This is a genomic window from Phycicoccus sp. 3266, from assembly GCF_031456495.1.
GTDB lineage: Bacteria > Actinomycetota > Actinomycetes > Actinomycetales > Dermatophilaceae > Pedococcus.
In genome coordinates, this window is the sequence record NZ_JAVDUW010000001.1 from 1,490,715 (window position 1) to 1,507,589 (window position 16,875).

Below are 16,875 nucleotides of genomic sequence, written 5' to 3' on the forward strand. Positions count from 1 at the left end.
CCGGGATGTTCCCGGCCACGGGCGCCATCTCGCCCGGCCGGTGACGCGGACGGGGGACGCTCGGGCCGGGGGCCACGGCACGCGGCCCGTGCGTGGGAGGGTGGGCCATGGCCCGCACCGCCGACGCGTCCCCCGACCTGCCCCGACCGCTGTTCAGCCGGTTCTACGCCCGCGCCAGCGAGCGGATCGAGCCGGCGGGGATGGCGGACCTGCGCCGCGAGCTGCTGGCCCCCCTGCGTGGGCGGGTGGTCGAGGTGGGGTGCGGCAACGGGCTCAACTTCGCGCACTACCCCGCGGCGGTCACCGAGGTGGTCGGGGTGGAGCCGGAGCCCCGGCTGCGCGAGGCCGGGACCCGGCGCGCGCAGGAGGCCACCGCGGCGGGTCGCCCCGTGACCGTCGTGCCGGGGCGGGCCGAGTCGCTCCCGCTGCCCGACGCGAGCATGGACGCGGCGGTCGTGTGCCTCGTGCTCTGCTCGGTCGCGGACCCGCAGGCTGCCGTGGCCGAGGTCGCCCGGGTGCTGCGCCCCGGCGGGACCGTGCGGTTCCTCGAGCACACCGTCGCCGAGGAGCCGGGGCTGCGCCGCGTGCAGCGGGTCGTCGACGCCACGGTGTGGCCGCTGCTGGTCGGGGGCTGCCACACCTCCCGCGACCAGGTGGCCGAGCTGCGGGCGGCGGGGTTCGAGGTCACCGGGACCCGACGCTTCCGCTTCCCCGAGACCGGCCCCACGATGCCGGCCAGCCCGCACGTCCTGGGCGAGGCCCGGCTCCCTGCCTGACGGCTCGCCACCCGTTGTCGGTGGACGGTCCTAGCGTTCGGGTCATGGCACAGCAGCGTTCCCGCCACCTGCGGGTGGTCCCGGCACCGCAGGCACCCGACGTGCGCGAGGACCGGGACCGCAGCGAGTACTGGGCGCAGGTCCAGGCCCTGCGCGAGCAGCGCCGTCGGCTCCGCGCCGGCTGAGCCGCCGCCCCCTCCGGCGGAAGGGGGCCGGAGGGGGCGGTGGCACAGTGGGGCGATGGCACTGCGAGTGGTACGCCTCGGGTCGCCGAGGCACGAGGGTGAGGGCCTGCGCATCGGGACGGTCCGCCGTCCCCCGCGCGGCGTCCCGAGGGCGGAGTTCGCCAGCCGGGACTGGTACGACGTGTGGCTGCCCGAGCTCGCCCCGAGCGCCGCGCTCGTGACCCGGGCGCTGGCCGCCGGCACCGACCGGGAGTGGGCGGCCTTCGTGCGCGCCTACCGCCGCGAGATGGCCCACCCCGGCGCGCGGCACGTGCTCGACCTGCTGGCCGCGACGTCCCGCCGCACCGACGTGTCCGTCGGCTGCTACTGCGAGGACGAGTCGCGCTGCCACCGGTCCGTGCTGCGCGAGCTGCTCGTGGCAGCGGGTGCCGAGCTCGCCCCGGACGACCAGCAGCCGTGAGACAACCTTCCGCGAAACCCGCGCGGTGGGCGCCACCGAGCACGAGCGCGGAGCAAGGCCCCGCGACGGCGCCGCCCGGGCGCCAGCGCGGAGCGCGGCTCCGGGACGAGCAGCGCTGAGGAAGCTCTCCGCGACACCGGCGCCGCGGGAGGCGCTCGGGTACCTTCGCCCGGTGGACGACACCCTCTTCCGGCGGACCGTCGAGGAGCTCACGGACTCCGACGAGCACCTCGCGGCCCTCGTGGAAGCACACGGCATTCCACCACTGTGGCTGCGCCCCACCGGGTTCCCGAGCCTCGTCCTGTTCATCCTCGAGCAGCAGGTGTCGTTGGCGAGTGCAGCCGCGGCCTACGCCCGCGTGCTGGACCGCGTCGGGGTCATGACCCCCGCCGCCGTCCTCGCGGCCACGCCCGAGGACCTGCGCGCCGACGGGGTGTCCCGGCAGAAGGACCGCTACCTGCGCGCGCTGGCGACCGCCGTGCTCACCCGGCGGCTCGACCTCGACCGGCTGGCCGAGCTCGACGACGACGGTGTCCGGCGCGAGCTGACCTCGCTGCCGGGCATCGGGCGGTGGACGGCGGACGTGTACCTGCTGGCCTGCCTCGGCCGCCCCGACCTGTGGCCGGTGGGTGACCGCGCGCTGCAGGTGGCCACCGCGGAGGCGCTCGGCCTGGACGCGGTGCCGACCCAGGGGGAGCTCGAGGACCTCGGCGAGCGCTGGCGGCCGCACCGTTCGACGGCTGCGCGGCTGCTGTGGCACGGCTACCTGGACCGGCGTGGCCGCGTCGAGACCCCGGTGACCGTCCTCGGCTGAGCGCGGGCAGCAGCATCGCAGTCATGCCGAGGAGGTGCTGCGGGCAAGGCCCTCTACGACACCGAGCGCGCACGAAGTTGACAACCGCCGCGGTTGTCGAAGTCGTTCTGCTGCAATGGATTCGGCACACTTCCACTGTCAGTGGTCGCCACTAGGTTGGGTGCATGTCAGGGGGCATGACACTACTCGAGCGGCGCGAGGCGCTGCAGCGGGCGTGCGCAGCCCTCGGCGGGATCGGCGAGGAGCTGTGGTCCGCGCAGGGCACGGACCTGGGGCCTCTCCTGACCCTGGTCGACCAGGTCGGCGCGCGAGTGGGGGCCGGCAGGGTTGCCGTGCTCGCCGAGGCTGTCGAGCGAGGCGAGGCCTCCGGTGGCACGGCGGGTGCGCAGCGCTGGCTGCGCGACCACGCCCCCTCGCTGCGAGCTGGTGGCTCGGCGCCGGTCGTGGCCGTGGTCGAGCACGCGCGGCTGCCCAGGTACGCCCTCCTCAAGGCGGCCGTGCTGGACGCCCGGGTCCCGGTCGCCCACGCCGCCTGCGTCGTCGACGAGTACGAGCGCATCGGGCACCGGCTGCACCCGGCTGCCCAGGGGCCGGTGATGGAGGCCCTCGTCGGCATCGCCGAGAAGAGCAGCCGCCGCGACATCCGCGCGGTGCGTCGGCGGCTCGTGGCGCGCTACGGCCACGACGGCGAGTTCCAGGGCGAGCACGACAGGTTGCACGAGCGGACCTCCTTCTCGCAGCCGATGGACGACGGCTCCGGGCTGTACGAGTACCGGATCGTGGCGGACGCCGAGGGCAGGGCCGTGCTGGAGGCCGCGGTGCAGGCGCTGTCGGCGCCCCGCCCAGCCGACGGCGAGCCGGACCGGCGGCCCTCGGGGCAGCGGCGGTTCGACGCGCTCGTCGAAGTCGTGCGTCGAGGGGTGGCGTCCGCCGACGGGGTGCCAACGACCTCCAAGGCGGAGCTCTTCGTGACCATGGATCTCGCCGACCTCACCGCCCGGCTCGGTGCAGGCACGGTCTTCGGGTCCGGCGACGTGGGCCAGCTCCTCGGTCCCGAGACCGTCCGTCGGGCGGCGTGCGACGCCGGCCTGGTCCCCGCGGTGCTCGGGTCCGACGGCGAGCTGGTCGAGCTGGGGAGGCGGCACCGGGTGTTCACCAGCGCGCAGGTGCGGGCGCTCTGGCTGCGCGACGGGCACTGCTCGTTCCCGGGGTGCTCGGTGCCGGCGTCGTGGTGCGACGCGCACCATCTCTGGCACTGGGCCGACGGCGTCCCCACCGACCTCGACCACGCGGCGCTGCTCTGCGGCCGGCACCACACCGTCGTCCACACCAAGGGCTTCCACGGCACCGTCCGCGCCGGCCGGGTCGAGTGGGACCTCACGCCGGGCGCCTACGACCACTGGCTCGAGCAGAGTCGGGCTCGCTCCGCCGACGAACTCTCCAGCTCCCCACCCTCGGCAGCTCGGTCGGGTCCTGGGCAGGTCCCCTGTGCGGACCCGCGGGTCTTCGACGAGTGGGGACGAGTGGCGACCGCTGCGCCTGCTCCCCCGCCCACTCCAGCGTGGCGACCATGACCCCGCCCCGTACCCCGTCACCACCGGCGGGGTCACTTGCCTGCCGCTGAGCGGCTCTCGCTCCGCACCCGTCAGCCCGGCGTCCCGGACCCTGTGCCGCTACGCGGCGTCCGTCACACGCAGGCACGGCCCTTCCGCTCCGCGTCGGGGGGCGGCAGGATCGCGGTGTCAGGGCGGGGCACGGACGGAGGGGAACCGCGATGGGTGGCAAGGTCGTCGTCAACAGGTGCATGTCGCTGGACGGGTTCATCGCCGGTCCGGGTGACTCGATGGACTGGGGCCGCGGACGGGCGCTGGCGGACTTCGTCGACCCGGACGACATGGCCCGGATCGCCGGCGCCACCGGGGCGATGCTCGTGGGCAGGCGGACCTGGGACGTCGGTGATCGGATGCGGGCCGAGTCGACGGACCTCGTGGACTACCCGTTCACGGGTCCCATGTTCGTCCTCAGCCACCGGTCGCTGGACCCCGCGCCGCCCGGCGTGACGGTGGTCGAGGGGGACATCCGCGCCGCGGTCGCGACCGCACGCGAGGCCGCGGGCGACAGGGACGTCGAGGTCCTCGGCGCCGACGCAGCCGGGCAGTGCCTCGAGGCAGGTCTCGTGGACGAGCTCCTCGTCTACGTCCTGCCGGTGCTGCTCGTCGACGGCACGAGGTTCTCCTCGCCGACGACCCCGAGGACTGACCTCGAGCCGATCGACCGCAAGCAGTCGGGGGACGCCACGATCCTGCGGTTCCGGGTCCTCGGCGGCCAGCAACAGGCGGTGTGACGGCCCCGGGAGGGGGCAGCGCTACCGGGTCAGCGGCGCGAGGAAGGTGCGCAGCGACTGCCCCCACGCGGCCTGGCCCAGGGCGTTGGGGTGGTAGACGTCGGCAGCATCCGCCCCCGGCGTCTGGAACCCGTCGAACCACGGCACCGAGGCCTTGCCGCCCGGCGTGCCCGTGCCCGTCGACCTGCCGGACCCCAGCTCGTGGCCGGCGAACAGCCGCAGCGCCGAGGTGTCCAGGTACGTGCGCACCCCGGCCCCACCGGGCACGCGGGACCGCACGGCCCGGACGACCCTGTCCTGCATGGCGACGCCGTCGGTGCCGAGGGCACGGACGCCGGCGTCCGCGTCGTAGCCGCCCTGCTGGACGAACGGCCGGTTCGGCGCGAGCAGCGGGTAGGCACGCAGGACCAGCACGGCATCAGGGCGCATGCGGGAGCGCACCTGCACCAGCGCGTCGGTGAGCGCCGCCTGCACCTGGGGCAGCAGGCTCCGCGCGCGGGAGACCCCATCGGCACAGCCGCCGGGCCGGGACCCGGAGGCGAGCAGGAAGCACTCGGTGACGATGTCGCCGAACCCGACGTCGTTGCCGCCCATGGTGAGCACGACGACGTCGGCGCGCTGGTCCACCACCGAGTCCTGTGCCGGGTTCCCCGCCCGGTCGGGCGAGACCAGGTCGTTGACCACGGCGCCGCTGCACGAGGCGTCGACGACACGGGCACCCACGGCCGCGGCATACAGGCGGGTTGCGCTGCGCGGGCTCCGGTAGCAGGCCCCCGTCGAGCCACCGGCTCCGTTGCCGGCGGAGTAGGAGTCGCCGAGCACGATGACCGTGCGGACTCCGGAGCGACCGCCGGCGGTAGAAGGCGCGCCCCGGGCGCCCGGGGTCGTACCGGGCGCCGACGTTCCGCTCGCGGCCGGGGCGGTCGCCGTGACCCGCCCGGTTGCGGTCGGCAGCGACGTCGCCGGTGAGGCACCAGCGCTGTCGCCGTCGTGCTGCGCGACAGCGAGGGCGGCACCACCCCCGACGACGGCCGCGACGAGCAGGGCGGCCAGCGCTCCCGCGCGGCTGCGTCGCACGGCACCTCCCCGGGGGACGACGGGTCATGACGGGCCACGACCGGTCGTGGCCACCTGGCCACGACGCTACGCGACCCCGCGGACGCGGACGGGCCCGGCCACCCCAGGGGTGGCCGGGCCCGTCAGTGACGAGACGCCGTGGATCAGCCGGTGATCTTGGAGAGCGTCGGGTCGTTGGCGTACGCCTCCTTGGCGTTGTCCTTGGTGACGATGAGCGGCGGGAGCAGCTCGGCCGGGACGACCTTGACGCCGTTGTTGTACGACTTGGTGTCGTTGATCTTCGGCTGGTCACCCTTCTGGATGGCCTGGATCATCTCGATCGTGGCCTTGACCAGGTTGCGGGTGTCCTTGTTGATCGTCGAGTACTGCTCGCCGGCCATGATCGACTTGACCGACTCGACCTCCGAGTCCTGCCCGGTGACGATCGGGACGGGCTTGCCGGCGGCCTTCACCGAGGTGATGATCGCGCGGGCCAGGGTGTCGTTCGGCGACAGGACGCCGTCGATCGCGGTCGAGGTGTAGTTCGCGGACAGCAGCGTGTCCATGCGCTTCTGCGCGTTCTCGGCCTTCCAGCCCTGGGTGACGACCTGGTTGAAGCTGGTCTGCCCGGAGACGACCTTGAGGGTGCCGTCGTCGATCTTCGGCTTGAGCACGCTCATCGCGCCGTCGAAGAACACCTGGGCGTTGGCGTCGTCGGGGGACCCGGCGAACAGCTCGATGTTGTACGGGCCGTTGGCCTTCTTCTTCTTCATGCCGTCGAGCAGCGCGTTGCCCTGCAGGACACCGACCTTGAAGTTGTCGTAGGCGACGTAGTAGTCGACCGCGTCGGTGTTCTTGAGCAGGCGGTCGTAGGCGATGACCGTCGCCCCGGAGTCCTTGGCCGCCTTGACCTGGGTGCCGAGCTGCGAGCCGTCGATCGCACCGACCACGATCACCTTGGCGCCCTTGGTGACCATCGACTGGATCTGGTTCTGCTGCTCGGTGACGCCGCCGTTGGCGAACTGCACGTCGGCCTTGAAGCCGGCCGCGGCGAGGTCGGTCTTGAACAGGTTCTCGGCGAGGACCCAGTTCTCCGACGTCTTCTGCGGGAGGGAGACGCCGATGAGGGCGTCCTTGGGGAACTTGTCGGAGCCACCACTGCCGGAGCTGCCGGAACCCGAGCCGCTGTCGGACCGACCGCATCCGGCCAGTGCCATCGCAGCAATGGCGGAGACCGCCATCACCTTGGTGAGAGATCGCATACGGATCATGTTTCCTTTTCTGTGAGTTGCATGGGAGAGCAAGGACGAAGGTCCACCCGCGACGCCTGGCGTCACGCCTCCTGCCCGGCCTTCTCCCCTGTGCCCTCGGTGGCTCGGCCCCCGAAGTTCTTCATGAGCATGCCGGTGATGGACCGGCGCCCCTGGCTCTTGTTGTAGACGTCGAACGCCACGGCGGCGAGCAGCACCAGGCCCTTGTAGATCTGGGTCTGGTCGGCGCCGACGCCGAGCAGCTGCAGGCCGTTGTTGAGGACCGCCATGACGAGACCACCGATGACGGACCCGACGACGGTGCCGACACCGCCGCTGACGGCCGCGCCACCGATGAAGACGGCCGCGATCACGTCGAGCTCCCAGCCGACGCCGTCGAACGGGCCGGAGGCGTTGGAGCGGGCGACGAACATCATCCCGCCGAGGGCGGCGAGGATCGACATGTTCATCATGACGAGGAAGTTGATGCGCCGGCTGCGGACACCCGACAGCTCGGCTGCGTGGCGGTTGCCGCCCACGGCATACACGTGGCGACCGACGATGGTGCGCGTGGAGATGAAGCCGTAGAGCAGCACCAGCACGCCGAGGATGAGTGCCGACACCGGCAGGGACGTGCCCTTGCGACCGGACGCCATCAGCATGGAGGCGGCCAGGATGGCGACGCAGATGAGGGCCGGACGCACCCAGACGAACCAGCCGGTCTGGACCTCGATCCCGATCTTGCGCTGGTTCCTGCGGTTGCGGACCATCCCGAAGATGATCGCGGCGCACAGCAGGATGCCGAGCAGGAGCGTGAGGTTGTTGTAGCCGGTGTCGGGCCCGACCTCGGGCAGGTAGCCGGCGCCGATGACCTGGAAGTCGTTGGGCACGGGCACGGTGTTGGAGTGGCCCACGAACTGGTTGGCGCCGCGGAAGATGAGCATGCCGGCCAGCGTCACGATGAACGCGGGGATCCCGACCACCGACACCCAGAAGCCCTGCCACGCTCCGACGACCGCGCCGATGACGAGGCCGAGGAGGATGCCCACCCACCACGGGATGCCCCAGTCGCGCATCGCGATCGCCACGACGATGCCGGCGAACGCGGCGACCGACCCGACCGACAGGTCGATGTGGCCGGCGATGATGACCAGCACCATCCCGATCGCCATCACCAGGATGTAGCTGTTGCCCTGGAAGATGTTGATGACGTTCTCGGGCTTGAGGGTCAGCCCGCCGGTGAGGATCTGGAACAGGACGATGAGCGCCACGAGGGCGAAGATCATGCCGAACTGGCGGGTGTCACCGCCGAAGATCTGCTTCAGCTTTTCCATGGGCGTCTCGCGGTCCTCGCTGGGTCGGGGGTGGATCGGGCAGGTGGGATGAGGCAGGCAGGGCGGTGGTGCCGGCGGGTCGAGGTCGGGGGAACGGTGCGGAAGCTCAGCCCGTGGGGGCCTTGGTGCCCGACTCGGCACCGGTGGGCTCGGCCTGCGCCTCGCCGTCGACGACGTCCGGGGCGAGCTCGCCCTCGGGCGTGTGCACGGAGCTCGTGACCGTCATGAGGCGCATCAGCGACTCCTGGTCGGCCTGGCCCCGCTCGAGGACACCGGTGATCCGGCCCTCGCAGATCGTGTAGATGCGGTCGGACAGCCCCAGCAGCTCGGGGAGCTCGGAGGAGACGACGATGACGCCCTTCCCCTCGTCGGCGAGCCGCTGGATGATGCCGTAGATCTCGAACTTGGCGCCGACGTCGATGCCGCGGGTGGGCTCGTCGAGGATCAGCAGGTCAGGGTCGGTGAACAGCCACTTGGCCAGGACGACCTTCTGCTGGTTGCCGCCCGACAGCTTGGCGACGCCGTAGTCGACCGAGGGGGTCTTGGTCCGCAGCGCCTGCCGGTACTCCTCGGCCGCCTTGTGCTCGGCCCGCCGGTCGACGACGAAGTTGCTCGCGATCTTCTTGAGCTTGGCCGACACGGTGGTCGTCTTGATGTCGTCGAGCAGGTTGAGCCCGAGCACTTTGCGGTCCTCGGTGACGTAGGCGATGCCGGCGTCGATCGCCGCGGGGACGCTGCGCAGCCGGACCTCCTCGCCGTTGAGCACCATGGTGCCCTTGAGGAAGGTGCCGTAGCTGTGGCCGAAGATCGAGCGCATCAGCTCGGTGCGGCCCGAGCCCATGAGACCGGCGAAGCCGACGATCTCGCCCCGACGCACGAAGAAGTCCGAGCCCTTGGCCACGAGCCGGTCCGGCACGTTCGGGTGGGCGACGGTCCAGTCACGCACCTCGAAGAAGGTCTCGCCGATGTTCGGCGTGTGGTCGGGGAACCGCGACTCCAGCGAGCGGCCGACCATGCCGCGGATGATGCGGTCCTCGTCGACGGCGCCCTCGCGCACGTCGATCGTCTCGACCGTCTGCCCGTCGCGGATGATCGTGATCGCGTCGGCGATCGCCTCGATCTCGTTGAGCTTGTGGCTGATCATGATGCAGGTGATGCCGCGCTGCTGGAGGCCGCGGATGAGGTCGAGCAGGTGGCGCGAGTCGTCCTCGTTGAGCGCCGCGGTGGGCTCGTCGAGGATGAGCAGCTTGACCTGCTTGCTCAGCGCCTTGGCGATCTCGACGAGCTGCTGCTTGCCGACGCCGAGGTTCTTGATCGGGGTCTCGGGGTCCTCCTGCAGGCCGACCCGGGCGAGCAGGTCGCGGGCGCGGTTGTTCGTCGCGACCCAGTCGATGACGCCGTTGGTGGTCGTCTCGTTGCCGAGGAAGATGTTCTCGGCGATCGACAGCTCGGGGATGAGCGCGAGCTCCTGGTGGATGATGACGATGCCCGCGTGCTCGGAGTCGCGGATGCTGGCGAACTCGACCGGCTTGCCGTCGAAGACGATCTGCCCCTCGTAGCTGCCGTGGGGGTGCACGCCCGACAGGACCTTCATCAGGGTCGACTTGCCGGCGCCGTTCTCGCCGCAGATCGCGTGCACGTCGCCGCGACGAACCGTGATGGTGACGTCCGAGAGGGCCTTCACGCCGGGAAATGTCTTCGTGATCCCGGTCATCTCCAGGATGGTCCCACCGTCGCTCACGCCGCCTCCTCGTCGAGGTTGTGGCGCTCCTCTTCCGGCCGCGCCGCCGTCACTTGACAACGTTGTCAAGGGCGAGTTTTAGTCAGCACGCCGAGCCAAGTCAACTCCCCGCACCCACGAGAGTCGAGACCGTGACAAAGATGTCCGATCGGCCCCGTTCGCGCGCCACCATGCGCGACGTGGCCGCCGTTGCCGGCGTGAGCGTCAAGACCGTCTCACGCGTGGTCAACGACGAGCCCGCGGTGTCCCCCGCCGCGGCGACGCGGGTGCGCCGCGCCGTGGAGCAGCTCGGCTACCGGCACGACCTCACCGCGAGCAACCTGCGGCGCTCGGTGCGCCGGCCCTCGACCGTGGCGGCGATGCTCCAGGACCTCAGCAACCCCTACTCCGCCCGGCTGCTGCAGGCCATCGAGCTAGTCGCCCACGAGCGTGACGTCGCGGTCGTCGCCTCGAGCCTGGACGAGGAGCCCGAGCGCGAGCGGCGGCTCGTCGAGGGGCTGGTGCGGCGCCGGGTGGACGGGCTGCTGCTCATGCCGGCCACGACCCGCCAGGACTACCTGCTGCCCGACCTGCACGCCGGGCTCGAGGCCGTCTTCGTCGACCGGCGTCCGCACGGTGTCGACGTCGACTCGGTCACCGTCGACGGGTCCCGCGGTGCTGCGATGGCTGCGGCCCACCTGCTGGCCGCGGGCCACCGGCGGATCGCGTTCCTCGGCGACCTGCCCCGCATCGAGACCGCGGCGGCGCGCTGTGCCGGGTTCGTCGGCGAGCTCGAGCGGCAGGGCACCCCGCCGGACCCCCGGCTCGTCGTGACCGGCCTGCGCACCCCCGCGGACGCGACCGGGGCGCTGCTGGGTCTGCTCGACCTCGACGACCCGCCCACGGCGGTCTTCGCCGCCCGCAACACCCTGGCCGAGGGGGCCGTGCGCGCGCTGCGCCAGCGGGACGCGGCGTGGACGACCGCGCTCGTCGGCTTCGACGACTTCCCGCTCGCCGACCTGCTCGACCCACCGCTGACCGTGGTCCAGCAGGACGTCGGGGCCATCGGCTCGGAGGCGGCCCGGCGGCTCTTCGCCCGGCTCGCGGGCGACGACTCGCCCCCGTGCCACGTCGAGCTCGAGCCCGTCCTCGTCACCCGTGGCTCGGGCGAGATCGCCCCGTCGGCTGCCCGTCGGCGCTGACCGGTCCGGCTGCCCGTCGGCCTGAGCGGCAAGGGCGCCCGCCGGCGCTGACCAGCCGCGCTACTCGCCGGCGCTGACCTGTCGCGCGAGCGCGGGTGGCATGTAGTCGTACCGTACGAAGCTGCGGGTGAAGGTGCCCGTGCCGTGGCTCACCGACCGCAGGTCGACCGGGTAGCGCGACAGCTCGTGGGCCGGCACCTCGGCCAGGATCACCGTGCGGCCCTCGGTGTCGCACGGCTCGGTGCCGTGGACCTGGCCGCGGCGGCCGCGCAGGTCCGCCAGCACGCTGCCGACGGCGTCGTCGGACACCTCGATGCGCACGGAGTCCACCGGTTCGAGCATGGCGACGGTGGTCTCGTTGGCCGCCTCCCGCAGGGCCATGCCGGCCGCGGTCTGGAACGCCATGTCGGACGAGTCGACCGAGTGCGCCTTGCCGTCGGTCAGGGTGATCCGCACGTCGACGACGGGGTAGCCGGCGAGGACGCCGCGGTCGAGCTGGGCCCGCGCACCCTTCTCCACGGAGGGGATGAACTGCCGGGGTACCGCGCCACCGACGACCTTGTCGACGAACTCGACCCCCGCCCCGCGGTCGAGCGGCTCGATGACGAGGTGGCAGACGGCGTACTGTCCGTGGCCGCCGGACTGCTTGACCAGCCGGCCCTGCACCTCGGTCCGCTGGACGAACGTCTCCCGCAGGGACGTCCGCACCGGCTCGGCCTCGACCGCCACGTGGTAGCGGGACTCCAGCGTCGCGATGAGCTGGTCGACGTGCGCTGGGCCCATCGCCCAGATGACGAGCTGGTGCGTCTCGGCGTTGTGCTCCAGCCGCATGGTGACGTCCTCGGCGACGAGCCGCTGCAGCGCGGTGGCGAGCTTGTCCTCGTCGCCCTTGGACCTGGCGTGGATCGCCACGGGGAGCAGTGGCGTCGGCAGCACCCACGGCTCGACGAGCGCGGGCCGGTCCTTGCGCGACAGGGTGTCCGAGGTCTCCGCACCCGAGAGCTTGGAGACGACGACGACCTGCCCTGCCATCGCCGTTCCGAGCGGGCGGGTGTCGTCGCCGATCGGCGCGAGCAGTGGTCCGACGCGTTCGTCGTCGGTGTCGTGGTCGGCGTGCTCGTCGGTCAGGTGGGCGGCGAACTGCTGGAGGTGCCCGGAGATGTGGATCGGCTCGTCCGGCCGCAGCGTCCCGGAGAAGATGCGCACCAGCGACTGCCGGCCGACGAACGGGTCGGTCGTCGTCCGCACGACCTCCGCCACGAGCGGGCCGTCGGGGTCGCAGGTGACCTCGCCGAAGTCGGCCCCGGCAGGCGTGTAGACCTTGGGGACACCGGCGCCGACCGGCGAGGGGAACCCCTTCTCGAACAGCTCGAGCAGCGCCTCCACACCGACCCCCGTCGGCGCGTGCGTCGGGATGATGGGGAAGAACCGGGCCGTCGCGACAGCCAGCCGCAGGTCGGCGGACACGGAGTCGACGTCGACCTCCTCCCCACCCAGATAGCGGTCGAGGAGCCCCTCGTCCTCGGACTCCTCGATCACCGACTCGATGAGGTCGCCGCGCTGGGCGTCGATGAGCTCACCCTCGTCCTGGGTCGGCTCCCGGTCGGTGGGTGTGCCGTCGCCGTGGTCGGTGACGGTGCGGCGCAGCAGGTTGAGCAGGCCGGTGACCGAGCCGCCGTCGACCAGGGGCAGCGCGAGCGGCTGGGCGTCCCCGAACGCCCGCTGGACCGCGTCCACGGTCGCGTCGAAGTCCGCCCGCGCCTGCTCGAGCCGCGTCACGGCCACGGCACGCGGCATACGCAGCACCTCGCACTCGCGCCACAGCATCCGGGTCGCCTCGTCGACGCCGTCGGCCGCCGACACGACGAACACCACGGCGTCGGCGGCCCGCAGCCCGGCCCGCACCTCGCCCACGAAGTCGGGGTGGCCGGGGGTGTCGAGCAGCGTCACGCTCACCGGTCCGGGCAGGGTCGCGGCGGCCAGGGCGACCGTCGAACCTCCCCCTTCACGAGAGCGGCGGCCCGGGATCCGGGCCGCCACCACACCGTCGAACAGCGCCGTCTTGCCGGCGCCGCTCGCCCCCACCAGGACGACATTGCGGATGTCCTCGGGCGACGCGGGCCCGCTGACGTCATCAGGACGGTTCATGGGGTCACCTTCCTCCGGGCGGCAGCCCGGCACAAGGGCCTCCGGGGGGACGCCCGTCAGCCCAGCAGCGCCACCGCGAGAGGTAGCAGCGCGGCGCCCACCAGCAGCGTGTCGGCGCGGGTCCACGGCGCCGGCGCGGCCCACGTGCGCCGCTGCGCGGTGGCGAAGCCGCGGGCGTCCATGGCGACCGCGAGCTCGGCTGCGGTCTGCAGCGAGCGCACGAGCAGGCCGGTGGTGAGCGCCCACAGCTCGACGAGCACCGACCTGGGCGAGCGTGCGCTCGCACCCACGCCGCGCACGCGGCGGGCGCGCGAGATCTCGGTCCACGTGTCGCCGAAGGTGTGCACGCGCTGCAGCGCGGCGGCGACCGCCACGACCGGCCGGGCGGGCAGGTGCAGCCGCTGGCCGAGGTGGTCGCCGAGGGCGTCGGCGTCGACCCACCGCACCAGCACCGCCGACGGCACGACGATGACGGCGACGCGCAGCGCGGCCGTCACCGCGACGTCGACGTCGTGGCCACCGAGCAGCCACGTGGACCACCCGACCGACAGGGCGCCGACGATGCCGGGCAGGAGCCGGGCGAGCACGGCGCGCGTGCGGCCCTGCGGAGCCGGTCCGTCGCCGGGCGCGGACAGTCCCACGACCGCCAGGAGCAGCTGCACGGCGACGACGGCGAGGCTGGTGGTCCAGTGCGGGGAGACGACGCCGGCCGGTATGCCGAGCGCGGCCGCCGCGAGCAGCGCGAGCGGGCCGCACCGCGCCACGAGGGGTCGCCGGGCGGCCGGCGGCTCGGCGGGCTGGGGAGGCCGGGCGATGGTGGTCGTGCGGTCGGCCCGTGCCACCACGGCGTCGTCGTGGGTCGTGAGGACGACCGCGGTGCCGGCGTCGCGCAGGGCCTCCAGCACACCGAGCACGGCCGCCCAGGTGAGCCGGTCCTGCCCGACGGTCGCCTCGTCGGCGAGCAGCACGGCGGGCTGGTGCACCGCGGCCGCGGCCATGGCGAGCCGGCGCTGCTCGCCCCCGGAGAGGTGGCGGGGGTCGGCCTGCTCGAGGTGCGCGAGGCCGAGGGCGCCGAGCAGGACCCTGGCGCGCGCCAGCGACTCGCTCTCGACGCGGCCGAGCGCCCGGCTGGTCGCCATGACCTCGTCGAGCACCGTGTGCGCCACCACCGTCGAGCCGGCCCACTGCGGCACCCAGGCGAAGGCCGCGGCCAGCTCCGTGGTGGACCAGCGCGCGGGGTCCGGGGACCGGCGGCCCGCGAGGTCGGGGTGGGCCCGGACGTCCCCGGCCTGTCGGTGCAGCAGCCCGGCGAGGGCGAGCAGGAGCGTCGACTTGCCGGAGCCGGAGGGGCCGACGAGCGCGTGCAGCTGGCCGGCCCGCGCGGTGAGCGACTGGTCCCGGAGGGCCACGCTGGTGCGCGTGGAGCCGTCGAGCCGGCGGACGGTGCGCTCGACGGTGACATCGGTGGCGGTGAGGGCTGCGAGGTTGGCGCCGAGCGCGGACGGCTCGAACGTCCCAGCGGCTATGCCGTGCGGCACCGGGTCGGGTACGCCCGGCACCCAGATGCCCTGTGCGGCAAGGGACTCCCCGTGCTGGTCGAGGACCGTCGCCGGCTCCCCGTCGGCGACGACGCGGCCGTCGGGGCCGAGGACCACGAGGCGGTCGACGAGGTCTAGCCACGGCCCGAGCCGGTGCTCGACGACGACCGTGGTGAGCGAGCGGGCCCGGACGACCTCGGCGACGCTGGCCCGCACCGACGCGGCGTTCCCGGGGTCGAGCATCGCGGTCGGCTCGTCGAGCAGCAGCAGGGTCGGCTCGAGGGCGAGGGCGCCGGCGAGCGCCAGCCGCTGGGTCTCGCCGCCGGACAGCGCGTGGGTGGGTGTGTCCTGCGGCATGGTGAGGCCCACCGAGGCCAGGGCGTCCGCGACCCGCGCCGGCATCTGCTCGCGCGGGAGCCCGACGTTCTCCAGGCCGAAGGCGACGTCGCGCCCCACGGTCGCCGAGGCCACCCCGGCCCCGGGCTCCTGCAGGACGAGGCCGACGGTGCCGGCACGCACCCCCGGGTCGGCGCCGTCCACGTGGACGGTGCCGGTGCGCTCACCGGAGTCGGCCACCTCGAGCACCCCGGCGAGGGCGCGCAGGACGGTCGACTTGCCCGACCCGGAGGGGCCTACGAGCAGGACCCGCTGCCCGGCGGGGATGGTCAGGTCGAGACCCGGGATCACCGGCTGGCGGCGCCCGTAGGGGCGCCAGGTCAGGTCCCGGACCTCGACCAGGCCGCGCCCGGTCGACGCGTCGGGGGCACGGCCCGACCCGGGCAGCGGTCCCGTGGAGGGGCCGCCGCCCGGGTCGACGGCGGTCAGGTCAGACAGCGCGGTGCTCCCGGGCCTCCTGGCCCGGCGGGAAGGCGTTGAGCGCCCCGGCCGTGGCCAGGCCGCGCGTGAGCAGCCAGCCGAGGCCGCCGGCCACGACCGCGCCGGCAGCGGTGAGGATGAGGCCGTAGGCGATCTTGTAGCCCCAGCTCCAGTCGGTCCAGTAGACGAACCACTCGTAGACGGCCTCGAGCGGGGCACTCAGCGCACCGGCGAGGAGCGCGGCGACCAGGCCGAACGCGGCATACCCGAGGAGCGCGAAGGCGATCTCGGCGCCCAGGCCCTGGAGGATCCCCGAGACCAGGGTGGCGAAGCCCCACTGGGTGCCCGGCAGCATCGAGACCAGCGCGGCCACGACCTCGCAGAGCAGCGCAGCGCCGGGGCGTCGCACGACGAGGCCGCCGACGACACCGGCCATCAGCCAGGGGGCGCCCGTGATGCCCTGCAGCGGCGGGAAGAGGCCGCCGAGGGCGTTGGCCGGGGCCTGGTAGGCCAGGTCCCAGCCCCAGTAGGCGATGCCGAACGCCGCGCCGAGGAACGCGATCGTCAGCAGGTCGACCGTGCGCCACCCCATGAGGGGTGCGGTCGCGCGGATGCTGCCGCGGCGGGCAGCGGTGGAGCCGGTCGCCGTGGCGCCGGCCGGGGTGTTGGTGGTGCTCATCTGTCGTCTCCCGTGGAATCCGTTGGATCGGTGGATACCTCGGGGGAGGCCACTGCCGGGAGGCCGCACCGGGGCGGGACCGCCCGACAGGTGCCTGAGAACTCGACTCCCTACGCCGGTGCGAACCGGATCAGGTGTGAGGGTCTGCGGTCGCCCGCACTCTCAGCGCTCGCGCGCTCCCCTGTCGTTGCCCGACCGACGATACTCCACCGTCTGTGGCAGGGTGGAAACCGCAGGTCACGAATGTGGGAGGCGGAAGGGATGGGAACCATGGTCTGGCGGGTCCTCGGTACGGGCGGAGCCGTCCTCGCGGGCGTGCTCGCCAGCAAGCTGGTCACCGTCGTGTGGAAGAAGGCCGGTCGCAACGAGGTCCTCGACCCGCGCGACCCGCGCACCCCGGCCCGCGACGCGGTGCTGTTCGCCGCCCTCACCGGCCTGGCCGTCGGCGCCGCGAAGACGCTCGCCACCCGCAAGGCCGCGCAGTACTACCAGAAGTCCTCCGGACACCTGCCCAAGCCGATGCAGCACGGGGACGCCTAGACCGCTCCCCTCC

At 73.2% G+C, this 16,875-nt stretch carries 15 protein-coding genes and 1 riboswitch; of the genes, 8 read left to right on the top strand and 7 right to left on the bottom strand.

The features are described from left to right. Positions 1–107: 107 nt before the first annotated feature. From J2X64_RS07180 to J2X64_RS07205, 6 genes are all read left to right on the top strand, one after another. The gene (locus J2X64_RS07180) at positions 108–776 is read left to right on the top strand and encodes a class I SAM-dependent methyltransferase (RefSeq protein ID WP_310151641.1); all 669 of its coding nucleotides are present in this window, start codon (positions 108–110) and stop codon (positions 774–776) included. A 44-nt stretch (positions 777–820) separates the two neighbouring features. After that, positions 821–961 carry a hypothetical protein gene (locus tag J2X64_RS07185; protein WP_310151645.1) on the top strand — a complete coding sequence of 47 codons (141 nt, stop codon included), beginning with the start codon at positions 821–823 and terminating at the stop codon, positions 959–961. A 55-nt stretch (positions 962–1,016) separates the two neighbouring features. Further along, complete coding sequence (locus tag J2X64_RS07190; RefSeq protein ID WP_310151647.1) at positions 1,017–1,421, top strand: DUF488 family protein; 405 nt, start codon at positions 1,017–1,019, stop codon at positions 1,419–1,421. A 172-nt stretch (positions 1,422–1,593) separates the two neighbouring features. After that, positions 1,594–2,235, top strand: a complete 642-nt coding sequence (locus tag J2X64_RS07195) for a hypothetical protein (protein WP_310151650.1) — start codon at positions 1,594–1,596, stop codon at positions 2,233–2,235. 176 nt (positions 2,236–2,411) lie between these two features. After that, entirely contained in the window at positions 2,412–3,809 is a 1,398-nt protein-coding gene (locus J2X64_RS07200; RefSeq protein WP_310151652.1) for a DUF222 domain-containing protein, read from the top strand. Positions 3,810–4,009: 200 nt separating this feature from the next. Further along, positions 4,010–4,579: a dihydrofolate reductase family protein gene (locus J2X64_RS07205; protein WP_310151656.1), complete on the top strand. Its 570-nt coding sequence runs from the start codon at positions 4,010–4,012 to the stop codon at positions 4,577–4,579. 21 nt (positions 4,580–4,600) lie between these two features. Here the strand turns inward: J2X64_RS07205 and J2X64_RS07210 are convergent, their stop codons facing one another. From J2X64_RS07210 to mmsA, 4 genes are all read right to left on the bottom strand, one after another. Further along, a complete protein-coding gene (locus tag J2X64_RS07210; protein WP_310151659.1) occupies positions 4,601–5,656 on the bottom strand; it encodes a GDSL-type esterase/lipase family protein in 1,056 nt (351 codons plus the stop codon). Between the two features lie 143 nt (positions 5,657–5,799). Further along, complete coding sequence (locus J2X64_RS07215) at positions 5,800–6,897, bottom strand: substrate-binding domain-containing protein (protein ID WP_310151662.1); 1,098 nt, start codon at positions 6,895–6,897, stop codon at positions 5,800–5,802. Positions 6,898–6,968: 71 nt separating this feature from the next. Continuing rightward, on the bottom strand, positions 6,969–8,219 hold the full coding sequence (gene mmsB, locus J2X64_RS07220) for a multiple monosaccharide ABC transporter permease (RefSeq protein ID WP_310151664.1): 1,251 nt from the start codon (positions 8,217–8,219) through the stop codon (positions 6,969–6,971). Between the two features lie 106 nt (positions 8,220–8,325). Then, positions 8,326–9,933 (bottom strand): multiple monosaccharide ABC transporter ATP-binding protein, encoded by a 1,608-nt coding sequence (gene mmsA, locus J2X64_RS07225; RefSeq protein WP_310153151.1) that lies wholly within the window; start codon positions 9,931–9,933, stop codon positions 8,326–8,328. A 167-nt stretch (positions 9,934–10,100) separates the two neighbouring features. Between mmsA and J2X64_RS07230 the strand changes: the two genes are divergently transcribed. Beyond that, complete coding sequence (locus J2X64_RS07230) at positions 10,101–11,141, top strand: LacI family DNA-binding transcriptional regulator (protein ID WP_310151667.1); 1,041 nt, start codon at positions 10,101–10,103, stop codon at positions 11,139–11,141. Between the two features lie 60 nt (positions 11,142–11,201). Here J2X64_RS07230 and J2X64_RS07235 read toward each other — a convergent pair whose 3' ends face one another. From J2X64_RS07235 to J2X64_RS07245, 3 genes are all read right to left on the bottom strand, one after another. Further along, entirely contained in the window at positions 11,202–13,289 is a 2,088-nt protein-coding gene (locus tag J2X64_RS07235) for an elongation factor G-like protein EF-G2 (RefSeq protein ID WP_310151669.1), read from the bottom strand. A gap of 56 nt (positions 13,290–13,345) precedes the next feature. After that, the gene (locus J2X64_RS07240) at positions 13,346–15,514 is read right to left on the bottom strand and encodes an ATP-binding cassette domain-containing protein (RefSeq protein WP_310151672.1); all 2,169 of its coding nucleotides are present in this window, start codon (positions 15,512–15,514) and stop codon (positions 13,346–13,348) included. 139 nt (positions 15,515–15,653) lie between these two features. Beyond that, entirely contained in the window at positions 15,654–16,322 is a 669-nt protein-coding gene (locus tag J2X64_RS07245) for an ECF transporter S component (RefSeq protein WP_310151675.1), read from the bottom strand. A 90-nt stretch (positions 16,323–16,412) separates the two neighbouring features. Then, positions 16,413–16,515, bottom strand: a riboswitch (TPP riboswitch). A 68-nt stretch (positions 16,516–16,583) separates the two neighbouring features. Here J2X64_RS07245 and J2X64_RS07250 point away from each other — a divergent pair. Next, positions 16,584–16,862, top strand: coding sequence for a DUF4235 domain-containing protein (locus tag J2X64_RS07250; protein ID WP_310151677.1), 279 nt, complete (start codon positions 16,584–16,586; stop codon positions 16,860–16,862). The last annotated feature ends 13 nt before the right edge of the window (positions 16,863–16,875 follow it).